12 protein-coding genes are annotated in these 14028 nt (G+C 37.4%); 9 read left to right on the top strand and 3 right to left on the bottom strand.

Annotated features, from left to right (window positions below; genetic code table 11):
* Positions 1-4 precede the first annotated feature (4 nt).
* The 4 genes from J5J05_RS00150 to recN all read left to right on the top strand — a co-directional run bounded on the left by J5J05_RS00150 (position 5) and on the right by recN (position 4214).
* Entirely contained in the window at positions 5-889 is an 885-nt protein-coding gene (locus tag J5J05_RS00150) for a polyprenyl synthetase family protein (protein ID WP_208558631.1), read from the top strand.
* Positions 890-944: 55 nt separating this feature from the next.
* On the top strand, positions 945-1781 hold the full coding sequence (locus tag J5J05_RS00145; protein WP_208558630.1) for a TlyA family RNA methyltransferase: 837 nt from the start codon (positions 945-947) through the stop codon (positions 1779-1781).
* Positions 1782-2013: 232 nt separating this feature from the next.
* Positions 2014-2463, top strand: coding sequence for an arginine repressor (gene argR / locus J5J05_RS00140; protein ID WP_208558629.1), 450 nt, complete (start codon positions 2014-2016; stop codon positions 2461-2463).
* A 44-nt stretch (positions 2464-2507) separates the two neighbouring features.
* Entirely contained in the window at positions 2508-4214 is a 1707-nt protein-coding gene (gene recN, locus J5J05_RS00135; protein ID WP_208558628.1) for a DNA repair protein RecN, read from the top strand.
* A gap of 39 nt (positions 4215-4253) precedes the next feature.
* Here recN and J5J05_RS12830 read toward each other — a convergent pair whose 3' ends face one another.
* A complete protein-coding gene (locus J5J05_RS12830) occupies positions 4254-4376 on the bottom strand; it encodes a hypothetical protein (RefSeq protein WP_279633256.1) in 123 nt (40 codons plus the stop codon).
* A gap of 267 nt (positions 4377-4643) precedes the next feature.
* Here J5J05_RS12830 and gndA point away from each other — a divergent pair, with 267 nt between their 5' ends.
* From gndA to J5J05_RS00120, 3 genes are all read left to right on the top strand, one after another.
* Positions 4644-6080, top strand: a complete 1437-nt coding sequence (gene gndA, locus J5J05_RS00130; protein WP_208558627.1) for an NADP-dependent phosphogluconate dehydrogenase — start codon at positions 4644-4646, stop codon at positions 6078-6080.
* 311 nt (positions 6081-6391) lie between these two features.
* Complete coding sequence (locus J5J05_RS00125) at positions 6392-7084, top strand: response regulator transcription factor (protein ID WP_208558626.1); 693 nt, start codon at positions 6392-6394, stop codon at positions 7082-7084.
* Complete coding sequence (locus J5J05_RS00120; RefSeq protein ID WP_341868482.1) at positions 7081-8634, top strand: HAMP domain-containing sensor histidine kinase; 1554 nt, start codon at positions 7081-7083, stop codon at positions 8632-8634. The genes J5J05_RS00125 and J5J05_RS00120 overlap by 4 nt, the downstream gene beginning before the upstream one ends.
* A gap of 31 nt (positions 8635-8665) precedes the next feature.
* Here J5J05_RS00120 and yidC read toward each other — a convergent pair whose 3' ends face one another.
* Together yidC and J5J05_RS00110 are read right to left on the bottom strand one after the other, a co-directional pair.
* Positions 8666-9637, bottom strand: a complete 972-nt coding sequence (yidC, locus tag J5J05_RS00115) for a membrane protein insertase YidC (protein WP_208558625.1) — start codon at positions 9635-9637, stop codon at positions 8666-8668.
* Positions 9638-9711: 74 nt separating this feature from the next.
* Positions 9712-10083 (bottom strand): acylphosphatase, encoded by a 372-nt coding sequence (locus J5J05_RS00110; RefSeq protein ID WP_208558624.1) that lies wholly within the window; start codon positions 10081-10083, stop codon positions 9712-9714.
* Positions 10084-10243: 160 nt separating this feature from the next.
* Here J5J05_RS00110 and J5J05_RS00105 point away from each other — a divergent pair, with 160 nt between their 5' ends.
* On the top strand, positions 10244-12565 hold the full coding sequence (locus J5J05_RS00105; RefSeq protein ID WP_208558623.1) for an FtsK/SpoIIIE family DNA translocase: 2322 nt from the start codon (positions 10244-10246) through the stop codon (positions 12563-12565).
* Between the two features lie 322 nt (positions 12566-12887).
* Positions 12888-13961: a BMP family lipoprotein gene (locus tag J5J05_RS00100; RefSeq protein ID WP_208558622.1), complete on the top strand. Its 1074-nt coding sequence runs from the start codon at positions 12888-12890 to the stop codon at positions 13959-13961.
* The last annotated feature ends 67 nt before the right edge of the window (positions 13962-14028 follow it).

Here is a 14028-nt window from a genome sequence, read left to right as displayed (position 1 = left end):
CTATATGAATTTCCAGGAATTTTATCAGAATGAATATGAACCATTTGAAACTTATAGTCTGAACTTGATCAAAGACCGCAGTGGTACAGTGATTGAAGAAGCGATGAAGTATTCTTTAGAAGCCGGTGGAAAACGATTACGTCCACTCTTATTATTAGCAGTGATTAAAGCGTTTGATAAAGAAATCAAAGTAGGTTACCCAGTTGCTGCAGCGCTTGAGTACATTCATACGTATTCCTTGATTCATGACGATCTTCCTGCAATGGACGATGATGATATGCGTAGAGGAAAACCAACAAATCATATTCAATTCTCCGAATCTACAGCGATTTTAGCTGGCGACGCGCTACTAACATATGCTTTTGAAGTGATTACTTCAAGTGAAATCGAACCCAGCAAGCAAATAAGACTGATTAGGGAATTAGCTGTGACTTCGGGTTACGAGGGAATGATTGGTGGTCAACAAGCAGATATGGATGGTGAAAATGCTTCTCTGACGATTGAGGAACTCGAGTCGATACATGCGAGAAAAACAGGTGAGCTGATTCGTTATGCTATGTTTGCAGGTGGTGTGATTGCTGATTGCGAAAGCTCTGAACGAGTACTATTAGAAAATATCGCAAAAAAAATTGGGATTGCTTATCAAATTAGAGACGATATTTTAGATGTCGTGGGCGATGCAAATGAATTAGGAAAAGCTACTGGCGCAGATAGCAAATTAGGAAAAAGTACGTACCCAGCTTTGCTTGGTCTGAAAAAAGCAAAAGAGAGATTGCAAACAGAGTTGGACACAGCGAAAAAATCAGTCGACCAAATCAAGCAATTAACCCCTACATTTGATGCCAGACTATTACATTCATTTATAGATACATTATCAATGGATGTTTAAATTAGTAAATTTCTGTAACTAAAGTAGAACAATAAAGTGAGTAAGGAGACGTGTGTTGAAGAAGCAGCGAGCAGATGAACTGTTAATACGACAAGGTTGGGCAGAAAATGCTGAAAAAGCTAAAAGATTTATCATGACAGGAAAAGTATACACCCGTGAGGAAGTTCAGATTCTAACCGCTGGTGAAAAGTGGGCGATGGATACAGAACTTTATATTAAAGGGAACGAGCTTAAATACGTCAGCAGAGGTGGCTTGAAACTTGAGAAAGCAATAAAGTTGTATGAGCTAAAGTTGACCGATAAAGTGGTTTTAGATATCGGTTCTTCTACAGGTGGATTTACAGATGCAGCCTTACAAAATGGTGCTCGACTAGTCTATGCATTAGATGTTGGAACCAATCAACTTGCTTGGAAACTGAGGAATGATTCGAGAGTAGTCGTTATGGAGCAAACCAATTTTAGACATAGTAAGCTAGCAGATTTCAATCATGGCCAACCTGACCTTGCAACTATCGATGTTTCTTTTATTTCTCTCAAGCGAATATTACCGGTCCTTAAATCTATTATAGCGAATGAAGGTAAAGTCATCGCGCTGATTAAACCACAATTTGAAGCATTAAAAGAAGAGGTTGGAAATAAAGGAATCGTGACGAACCCTCAAGTGCATAAGCGAGTACTTGAAAATATTTTAGAGTTTGCATACAAACATGAATATACACTAGAAGGATTAACGATTTCGCCAATAACAGGTGGAAAAGGTAATATCGAATTCTTAGCTTACCTTACAAATCGCTTGCCGAAAAATCAAAATATGCAAGAAATGATAAATGCTGTCTTATCAGCTGAAGAATACTTGGGTAAAAGAAATAGTGCAGTTGAATCTCTAGAATGAATCGTTTACAAAAATATCGATGACTACTAACTTTTGGCTTTTATCCATAACGAATCTAGGGTATACTTAACGATGAACGAATGTATAAATATACTGTATAAAAGTATAAGGACGAATAAACTGTTAAGGTCTTTAAATGTCAGTTCCTTTTTATCGAAGCTCCTTAATGATTTGTTCATATCGTTGTTTACAGAGGTCGTGGCCAGAGCCAAGAGTAGGAGTGTCGTATTGTATGAAAAAGAAAGAACGTCACCAGCTATTGAAACAGTTAGTACAACAAGAAATGATTCAAAAACAGGAAGATTTTGTTAGTATCTTAAAAGATAGAGGCATTGAGGTTACTCAAGCGACAATATCCAGAGATATAAAAGAAATGCAACTGATTAAAGTGCCTTCTCAATCTGGAGGCTATCAGTATAGTGTGCCACCTGAAATGAATTTTAATATCTCAAAAAAATTGTCTAGATTGATGAAGGATGCTTTCGTTTCGATCGATACTCAAAAAGAATTCGTATTGATCAAAACATTACCGGGTAATGCATTTGCATTAGGCGCTTTGATCGAGACAGCTAATTATGAAGAAGTATTTGGGTGTATATCAGGAGATAATGCTGTGTTGATTATTTGTCGATCTGAGAGTCAGGCAGAAATATTGCAAAGACGAATGATATCGTTTGTATAAATTGAGTAAAATGGTTATTCATAAATAGATTGGGAGGGTTTGCTTTGCTACAAGCATTGCATATTCAGAATTTCGCGATAATTCAAGAGTTATCATTAGACTTCAATCAGGGCATGACTGTACTGACCGGAGAAACTGGAGCAGGGAAATCAATCATAATAGACGCCGTAGGATTATTAGCAGGCGGAAGAGGATCGGCTGAATTTGTTCGATACGGGACGAAGAAATGCCTTTTAGAAGGACAGTTTCTGTTGAACGACAATCAAGATGTAATCAATCTTTTAGATAAACACGCTATCGATTCTGAAGATCAGGTCATATTGATTCAAAGAGAAATTCATGCAACCGGAAGAAACGTTTGCCGAATCAATGGGAGCATCGTAACAATTGCAGTGCTTAGAGAAATAGGGAATGCCATTATTGATATACATGGTCAAAATGAACATCAGGAACTAATGGATCCTGAAAGCCATATCGATTTACTTGATCAGTATGGGGACCCCTCTCTAGAAACGTTTAAGCAGCAATATCACTTACTGTATAAAGAATATAGAACAGTAAAAAAAGAACAAAACAATTGGCAATATAACGAACGTGAATTAGCACAACGATTAGATATCTTGAAATTCCAAGTGGAGGAAATTGGGGACGCGCAGCTAGAGGATGACGAAGACATCACCCTTAAAGAAGAAGAGCAAAAGCTATCTAACCATCAATCAATTGTCGAAGCTTTATCTAATAGCTATAATGCCCTTCAAGGAGACGAAGAGTCTAGCGGTATAGACTTAGTAGGTCAAGCAATGGATAGTATGGCGTCTGTGGAATCTATGGATGATAAGTTCAGACAAATATACGATACGATTTCAGCAGCTTTTTTTCAAATTCAAGAGGCTTCTAGTGATATTTATAATGAAATGGACAATCTTGAATATGATGAAGCAAGGCTCAACGAGATTGAAGAACGATTAAATCTGATTCAACAACTTAAACGCAAGTATGGAACATCTATTGCTGAAATCAAAACTTTCCATCAAAATGCACTGTCTGAATTAGAAAAGATTGAAAATCGTGAAGGACAAATGGATCACTTGAATAAAAGAGTAAAAGAACTAGAAATCGAACTCTCTCAAGTGGCTAAGCAACTATCCAACGCGAGAAGAAAGACAGCAGGAAAACTTGAGAAAGCTATTCATGAACAATTAAAAGAGCTATTTATGGATAAAGTTGTCTTTGAAGTTCAGTTTATGAGAAAGACTGATAGTTTCAATATTTCTCATGCAAATGAAACAGGTATGGATAAAATTGAGTTTTATGTATCTACAAATCCCGGAGAACCACTGAAACCGCTAGTAAAGGTAGCTTCGGGCGGGGAATTATCTAGAATGATGCTTGCCATGAAGACGGTGTTCTCAAAAGAACAAGGCATTACGAGTATTATTTTTGATGAAGTCGATACTGGTGTCAGCGGTAGAGTGGCACAAGCAATCGCGGATAAAATTTACTCCGTCGCATTCCATTCTCAAGTGCTTTGTATCACCCATTTGCCACAAGTTGCAGCGATGGCAGATCAGCATCTATATATTAGTAAAGTAATCGTAGAAGATCGCACAAGCACACATGTCGAGCAATTAGCGGATGAAGCGAAAGTGTCTGAAGTAGCCAGAATGTTAGCGGGTAGTGAGATTACAAAGTTGACGCTTGATACTGCAAAAGAACTTTTATCGCTGGCATCCAAGAAAAAAAAGGCATAAAAAAAGGTCATGAGTAATCAACTCATGACCGCTATATTTTCATTGCATGATGATACCAAGTAAAGAAGCAAATGCTGAAAATGTCATTAGAAAAACCATTGTCCAGATAATGATTTTAGAAACTAAACTTGATTTCTTTTTTTTGTTGTCTTTTTTTACCACTAGTCTACACCAACTTTCAAAAAGAATGGTTGCTTGTTCGTTAATAGTGTACGCAATTTAAGCTTTTTTTTCAAGAGGGTAGAAGATTGTTTTAAAAGTTGTCAAAGTTTGATACTATTAACCTAAAGATTATAATAGAGTTATGGATGAGAATTGGCTTTAAATGCCTGTTCTACTTTAATTAACTAGAATAATGAGAGTGGGTACTGAATGAGAAGCTGATTATGATCAGTTAACTCACACAGACCCGAGAGGAGAATGAAACAATTGAGTAAACAACAAGTCGGCGTAGTCGGAATGGCTGTAATGGGGAAAAATTTAGCATTGAATATTGAAAGTAGAGGATACAGTGTATCGATCTACAACCGTACCAATGCAAAAACAGATTTAGTCATTTCTGAGAATCCTGGAAAAAATCTTGTCGCAACATACGAATTAGAAGAATTCGTTCAGTCGCTCGAACAGCCACGTCAAATTCTTTTAATGGTTCAAGCAGGAAAAGGAACGGATGCAGTTATCCAACAGTTACTTCCTTTCTTAGATAAAGGAGATATCCTAGTAGACGGTGGAAACACATTCTATAAAGATACAATCCGTAGAAGTGAAGAGTTAGCCGAATCAGGAATCAATTTCATCGGTACAGGTGTCTCTGGTGGTGAAGAAGGTGCATTGAAAGGACCGGCAATCATGCCAGGTGGACAAAAAGAAGCTTACGATCTTATTGCACCGATTCTTGAAAAAATTGCGGCTAAAGCACCTGCTGATAATGAACCATGTGTTACTTACATTGGCCCTAATGGAGCTGGGCATTATGTGAAAATGGTGCATAATGGTATCGAATATGGAGATATGCAATTAATTGCAGAAGCTTATCACTTATTACGTGATGTAGCAGGTCTATCTAACGAAGAAACTTCAGAAGTCTTTAAAGAGTGGAACACAGGTGAATTAGATAGTTTCTTGATTGAAATCACAGCTGATGCATTGACTAAAAAAGACCCGGAAACTGGCAAGCATATGGTCGACATCATTTTAGATCGTGCTGGAAACAAAGGTACTGGTAAATGGACTTCTCAAAGTGCACTTGATTTAGGTGTGCCATTGCCATTGATAACAGAATCAGTATTTGCAAGATATATCTCAGCACTAAAAGATGAGCGTGTAGCTGCAAGTAAAGCCATCCCTAAACCAGAAGTGAAACCATACGATGGTGACAAAAAAGAATTAACTGAAAAAATTCGTCAAGCACTTTACTTTAGTAAAATCATGAGCTACGCTCAAGGATTCGCTCAAATGAGAACAGCTTCTGACGAATATAATTGGGATCTAAAATACGGTGAGATCGCGAAAATTTTCCGTGCTGGTTGTATTATCCGTGCAGGATTCTTACAAAAGATCACAGATGCTTATGATAGAAAACCTGAACTTAAAAACTTGATTCTAGATGATTACTTCATGGATATTACGACAAACTATCAACAATCTGTTCGTGATCTAGTTGGATTAGCTGTACAATCTGGCGTGCCAGTTCCAGCATTCTCATCTGCGATCTCTTACTATGATTCTTATCGTTCAGAACGCTTACCAGCAAATATTATTCAAGCGCAACGTGATTACTTCGGCGCACACACGTATGAACGTACAGACAAAGAAGGAACATTCCACTTTGACTGGTACGGAGACAACGGACAAGAACAGTGGTAAAATAGCAAGATAGTTAGACTTAAGGCACTGAATACGGAAAATGTGGATTCCACTTTTTTGGGATCCGCATTTTTTGTGTGCTGAATTAAATAAGCGAGAATTGCAAGCTTGTGAGAAAAAAATTAGAAAAATGTTCAAAGCTTGCATTTTTTCTACGTATAAACTATGTTAAACTGATTGTGTATAAGTTAAAATGATGTTTAAAGATTTTTTTCTTTAATGGTTGTGTACAACCGAGCGTCAAACTTACATCATTAATTATAGTACGAATAAATTAAAAAGATTAGAAATGAAAACCGGGAGCTGAGATAATGGGTAAAATTTTAATAATCGAAGATGAAAAGAATCTTGCACGTTTTGTAGAATTAGAGTTGAATCATGAAGGATTTGAAACGGAAGTCCGTTTTAATGGACGCGCTGGTCTTGAAGCTGCTCTTGATGAAAACGAAGAATGGGATATTATTTTACTCGATTTAATGTTGCCAGAATTAAATGGTATCGATGTTGCTAGAAGAATTCGTCAAGTCAGCAATGTACCAATTATTATGATGACAGCAAGAGATTCTGTTATCGATCGTGTATCTGGTTTTGATCATGGTGCAGATGACTATGTCGTTAAACCTTTTGCTATAGAAGAATTGCTTGCGAGAATGCGCGCATTACTAAGACGTATTGAAATTGAAACAGAAGAAAACGCGAATAGACAAACGACTGTTACCTACAAAGATTTAACAGTTGAAAAAGAAAACCGCGTGGTTCGTCGTGGAGAAGACGTCATTGAATTAACGAAACGAGAGTATGAACTACTCGTTGAATTGATGGAAAATGTCAATGTAGTCTTATCTCGTGAAGTATTGCTCAACAAAGTATGGGGATACGAAACAGAAGTAGAGACAAATGTAGTCGATGTATATATTCGTTACTTGAGAAATAAAATTGATGTACCAAACCGCGAAAGTTATATTCAAACGGTTAGAGGTACTGGTTACGTGATGCGTACGTGAATCAAGTCATCACAAATGAAAATGACATGAATCAGAAAAGAAGAATCTCGCTACGGTGGAAATGGACAATGGGTGCCGCCGTTGCGATTTTTCTGACTTATACTATTTTCTCTACCATCCTTTATGTAAGCTTTCAGCAAAGTATGCTGGAAAATGAAGAAATTGCTTTAAGAGATACGGTTCAAAATTTAACTGATCAGTTTGGACAACAATATTATGCACTAACGGAAGAGTCTGTGGCTGACACTTTAGAATTAAGTCAATCAAGATTGTTTCCAACACTTCCAAGTCCAGAAGGTACTGAGGAATCCTCTGATGTTGAAGAAATGCAAGCGCCTTTGAGAATTGGACAAGGGGGTATGTTTGTACGGGTATTTGACCCTGAAGGGAAACTGTTATATGAAACGACTAATTTCCCAACAGCATTCTCGACAACCAGAGAACTGAGAATTGACACGATAAAAGGTCCTTATGGAGAAGCTTTTTCGGCTAGAACACCGATTTATTCTTATTTGAATAACGAACAAATTGGCTATATTCAAGTGGTGAATTCTCTCTATTCCTATCATAACCTTTCCGACAGCGTATTAATGGCTATTTTAGTTACCGGTGTTATTGCGTTGATGTTTAGTGCGATTATAGGATATTTCATTGCTCGTAAATTTTTACAACCCATTCGCAAAATAACGGATGCGATGAAAAGTATCGAGTTAGATCCCGAATCCGTCGAAAGAATTGACGTTGGAGATGGTGGGGATGAATTGACGGATCTTGCGAATGCATATAATAATATGTTAGACCGCATGCAAAGAAATATCGAACATCAAAAACAATTCGTTGAAGATGTATCTCATGAACTACGTACGCCAGTTGCTGTAGTAGAAGGTCATTTAAAACTGCTGAATCGATGGGGCAAAGATGATCCGACTGTCCTTGAAGAATCACTTGATGCCTCTCTTCAAGAGATTGGTAGAATGAAAAGTCTAGTTCAAGAAATGTTAGATTTATCTAGAGCTGAACAAGTAGAAATTCATTATAAAAATGAACAGACACCGGTTCGTCAGATTATCAGTGCGACGTTCAATAACATAAAGCTTGTTCATCCTGATTTTGTCTTTATTTTAGATGATGACCTAAGAAAAGAAGTTTACGTTAATATTTATCGTAATCACTTGGAGCAAATTTTGATCATTCTCTTAGATAATGCCGTAAAATATTCAACAGATAAGAAAGAAGTACACATTTCTGTTTCAATAGATAACAGAGAACTTCAGATTGCAATCCAAGATTACGGAGAAGGCATGACAGAAGAAGATACAGAGAAGATTTTCAATCGTTTCTATCGTATCGACAAAGCTAGAAGCCGTTATAAAGGCGGAAATGGTCTAGGATTATCGATTGCGAAGCAACTCATAGAAGGCTACAAAGGTCGAATCTGGGCTGAAAGTGTATTGAATCATGGTTCGATTTTTAGAATTACCTTACCAGTTCTACAATTGCCAACAGTTGAAACTGAATATAAAAATAAAGAGTCAAAAGTTGAGGAATAATCCTCAGCTTTTGACTCTTTTTGATTAATGATTATTTTTGTTGTTTACCTTCATTACGTCTATTTTTACTTTCAAAAGGACTAGCGTTTTTGCGATTACGAGTAGATGATGCGTTTGTTGCAGTAATTCCCGCTGCTGGTTCTACTTTCTCAGCCATCTTGCGACCTTTTTTCTTACGGGCAACCACTTCTACATCTCCATGCTTATCTTTTAATTCTCTTTGAATTTTTGGTTTGTAGTAGAAGGTTGTGATCGCAGATTGTGCGATAGCAACGAATCCACCAACTAGCCAATAAAGACCTAGACCAGCAGGACTGGTAAATGAAATGACCATTAACATGATTGGACTCATCAACATCATAGCATTAGATTGTTTTCTTTGTTCTTCTGGCATTCCTAATAGCATGACTCTTGATTGAGCATAGTATACAGCACCCGTAAATAGAGCTAAGGGTATGCTTGGGGTACCTAATTCGATACCTAAAAATGTTGCGTTCTGAATGGATTCAGACATTCTGATAGCTTGGAACATGGCTGTAAATACTGGCATTTGGATGAGTAGTGGTAAACATCCTGCGATTCCGCCAAGCATATTTACATTATTTTCACGATATAATTCCATGAGTTCAGCTTGCAGTTCTTGTTTCTCTTTTGGATCAGTAGCTTCTTTCATATCAGCTTGTATTTCATCAGCGGCTGGTTTAACAACAGACATTTTCACTTGTTGTTCTAACGTCATACGCTGCTGTCTAATACTTAATGGTAAGATAATAATACGGACAATAATCGTTATTGCAATGATTGCTAGTCCATAACTTCCTAAAAGACCATTCAAAATCTCAATGAAATTTTGTGTAGGTATAACTAGATAGTCATATAAGAATTGCGAAATACCACCAGCAGGTTCGCCTGTAGCTTGATCAATTCGAATACACCCTGACATAAATACAACTAAAGATAACATTCCTAGAGAAAGTATCCACTTTTTTGCTCTATTTTTCAAAATAATCCAATCCTTTAAATGAGTTAGTAGTGTTAAAGCACTAATTCTCACTATACCTTATAAAGTAAGAGATTTCAATTGGCCTGAGAAAAATTTGATTTTTCTTCAATGTTTTGATCGAATTTAACCACAACTCTGTCAACACTAGCTGCAGGACTCGGTCCTTTTTTTAATACCTCTATAAATTGATCGATTTGATCAGGTGTACCAATAGCTTCCGCATAAACGGAACCATCAGACTCGTTACGAACGATTCCGGTAATACCAATTTCATCAGCTGCTTGCTTTGTGGTGAATCGAAAGCCGACGCCTTGAACATTTCCGTATATGTGAATAGAGACTTTATTCTTCTCAGCTTGCTTGTCACGTTCATTTACGAATTCAACTGAACCAACAGTTTTATTATCTTGTCCTTTTTTGAAGAAATCATCAAAGATTGATCCCATATTCTTTCCTCCTATTATTTTTGTTAGCTTTATTTTACAGCGAAAGAGCAAGAAAGGTCAAAAGTAAAGTTAGATAGTAAGAATCAGCTAACGAACTATCGTACCCCTATTTTTCATGATATAATATTTAAGAATGAAACGAGATGAGGGAGTAACGATTATGGCACAAGCACGTAAAAAAAGAGGCAGACCTAAAAAGAAACAGTCGAAAATTTCTTCTGAATTAATTGGTGTTATCCTATTGATCACGCAATTTCTAGCTATTGGACAGTTTGGCTTTGTCGGACGATTTTTTGCGAATTTACTTCGTCTATTTGTTGGAGAAACGTACATAATTGTTTCGATAGCGTTGATTATTATTGGTATTTTTCTTCTAATAAAAGGAAAAAGTCCAAATATGCGGAGTCCGAAGTGGATTGGCGGATTTTTAATGTTTTGTGCGCTGGTTGTCTGGCAACATGCTGAATTATTTTCTCCAATTATGAACGCAGATGTAAACATCATCAGTGCGACTTGGCGTATGTTTTTACCACAATTTACTAGTATTACCATAGGATCTAATATTGGTGGAGGAATGATTGGTGCAGTCCTTTATGCATTTAGCTATTTCTTATTCTCATCAGTCGGAACATACTTGGTAATGGCGGTATTGTTATTTGTAGGGATCATGACATTTTTCCAATTTTCATATAAAGCTTTACTTGATCGTATTCGAGTATCTGGTCGCAAAGGAATCGAGGCTGTAGGAAGCGGTTTAAATCGTTTCAAAGAAAAACGTAAAGTCGGGAAAAAGAAAAAATCAAATAAACCAAAAAAACAACAGAGTAAAAATGATGCTCCAGAAGTCATAGAAGAAACGCCAAAGGCAGAAGTATCCCAGGCTGATTCTCTTGATAAAAATGATGAGGTAGAAGCAACACCTGTTGGTCAAACTGCACTCAAAATCGAAGGTTTCCAGCAAAATACTGAATCTAAAAAAGAAGAAGTAGAAGCACCGGAATCTGGTCCAGTTGATTTTGAAATTGGAGAAGAAGAAAATGAGCAATACAAAATGCCTCCGATTACATTATTAAATAAAAGAGAGCCCATTGATCAATCAGACGAATACACAATCATTCAGGGCAATGTAACAAAATTAGAAGAAACATTTGAAAGCTTCGGTGTGAAAGCTAAAGTGACTAAAGCGAATTTAGGACCGGCAGTAACAAAATACGAAATACAGCCCGCAACAGGTGTCAAAGTTAGTAAAGTCGTTGGATTGACAGACGATATTGCATTGGCACTTGCTGCTAAAGATATTCGAATGGAAGCACCGATACCCGGTAAGGCTGTGATTGGGATTGAAGTACCTAACTCAGAAGTCAGCATGGTATCATTTAGAGATGTGATCGAAGGACAAATCAAGAACAAAGATCAATTACTGGAAGTGCCACTTGGGAGAGATATTGCTGGAAACGTGGCAATGGCAGATTTAGCAAAAATGCCTCATTTATTAGTTGCTGGTGCAACAGGTTCGGGTAAGTCTGTCGCAATCAACGGGATTATTATTAGTTTGCTGCTTAAAGCAAAACCAAATGAAGTTAAGTTGATGATGATTGATCCGAAAATGGTTGAGTTGAATGTATACAATGGTATTCCTCATTTATTAACACCTGTCGTAACGAATCCTAAAAAAGCTTCACAAGCATTAAACAAAGTCGTTCAGGAAATGGAAAGACGTTACGAGTTATTTGCTGCTAGTGGAACAAGAAATATGGCTGGATATAATCAGTTTGTTAAAAAAAGGAATGAAGAAAAAGGGGAAGCATTACTACCACTACCTTATATCGTCGTGATTGTGGATGAGTTAGCTGATTTGATGATGGTTGCTTCTAATGATGTGGAAGATTCGATTACACGATTAGCGCAAATGGCAAGAGCAGCTGGAATCCATATGATCTTAGCAACGCAACGTCCAAGTGTTGATGTTATTACTGGTATCATCAAGGCGAATGTCCCTTCAAGAATTGCATTTGCTGTTTCCAGTGGGACAGATTCTAGAACTATCTTAGATAGTAATGGTGCGGAGAAGTTACTGGGTAGAGGCGATATGCTATTCCAACCGATGGGAGAAAATAAACCTAACCGCGTACAAGGTGCTTTTATCTCAGATGAAGAAGTTGAAGCTATTGTCAACTTTGTTAAAGATCAACAAGAGGCCAATTATGTAGAAGAAATGATTCCTAAAGATGAACCTGTAGCAAGTCAAGGTGAGGCTGAAGATGAGCTTTATGATGAGGCTGTTGCGTTAGTGGTCGACATGCAGACCGCAAGTATTTCATTGCTTCAAAGACGTTTTAGAATTGGTTATAACAGAGCCGCTCGTATAGTAGATGAGATGGAAGTTAGAGGGGTAGTTGGACCATCAGAAGGATCTAAGCCAAGAGAAGTACTTGTTCAACCACCTACTGAATCTCTTGAAGATAACGGACCACTATCATGATAATAATGTAAATATACTGTAAAGAATCCGCTAGGAATGACGAACTAGTGGATTCTTTTTTTATGCAAGAGTAGATGATTTAGGAATAAATCCGATACCAAAATTAGAATGTACGGGTATATAGCGGTTTCATGTGAACGATCTGAATAAAATATACAATGATTAATCGTATTTAGGGTTTATTTTTCTTTACAGAAATGTTACTATTAGTTCGAGATAAAAAATAAAAGAATTGTGGAATGAATTTGGTGGATTAAGCACAGTCTGTTAAATACTGATTCAGGAGCAGCTCTACACATACTTTAATTGGAGGAATTTCGTAATGACTACTAAATTAAGAAATCTTTTTGCAATTGGAGCATCTGCTATGCTATTAGCAGCTTGCCAAGGACAAGACGCAAGCGATACAGGTTCAACAGGTACTGACGATAACGACAGCGCAGATACTACAGAAACAGCAGATTTCACTCTAGGAATGGTAACAGATGAGGGTGGAGTAGATGACCGTTCATTTAACCAATCAGCTTGGGAAGGTATGCAAGTATGGGCAGAAGATAATGGTTATAGTGACGACGCTGTAGCTTATTTCCAATCAAATGATCCTCAAGAATTTGTACCTAACTTAAATCAAGCCGTTCAAGCTGGATTCGATATTATATATGGTGTTGGATTCCAATTAACTGATGCTGTAAAAGACGTAGCAACAGCTAACCCTGACCAACATTTTGGGATTGTTGATTCAGTAGTAGAGGAAGATAATGTTGTTTCATTAAACTTCCGTGATAACGAAGCCGCATATCTAGTAGGTGTTGCAGCTGCACATTCTACTCAAACAAACAAAGTTGGCTTTATCGGCGGAATTGCTGGACCAGTTATTGATAAATTCGAAGCTGGATTCGTAGAAGGCGTTAAGTCAGTGGATCCTTCAATTGAAGTAGATGTTCAGTATGCTGAGTCTTTCTCTGATGCAGCGATTGGTCAACAAATTGCAGCAGGTATGTACTCTGCAGGCGCAGATATTATCTACCACGCTTCAGGTGCAGTAGGAAACGGTGTATTTACAGAAGCTACCGACCGTATGGAATCTGGCTCTGAAACAGAATTATGGGTAATTGGTGTTGACCGTGACCAAGAAGAGTTGGGCGAGTACGATGGCGGAAACTTAACATTAACATCTTCACTTAAAGGTGTAGGTACTGCGATTCAAATAGCTTCTAACGAAACGAAAGACGAAGGATTCCAAGGTGGAGAAAACTTGATTTACGGATTGGCTGAAGATGGCGTAGGCGTTACTGAAGGAAACATGTCTGAAGAAGCTTGGACTGCTGTGCAAGAAGCACAAGAAGCAATCATCAATGGAGATATTGAGGTTCCAGAAGCTCCAGTAGCAGAATAGTCTTTATTCTTTGAGTCATCGCTCTAACAAGTAAATTTAATAAAAAGCGCTAGTCGGGTGACTGGCG

It is taken from the genome of Marinilactibacillus kalidii, assembly GCF_017599325.1.
Classification (GTDB): Bacteria; Bacillota; Bacilli; order Lactobacillales; family Carnobacteriaceae_A; genus Marinilactibacillus; species Marinilactibacillus kalidii.
Note: the sequence above shows the minus strand (reverse complement) of the source record. Positions and strands in the feature narration are given on the sequence as shown.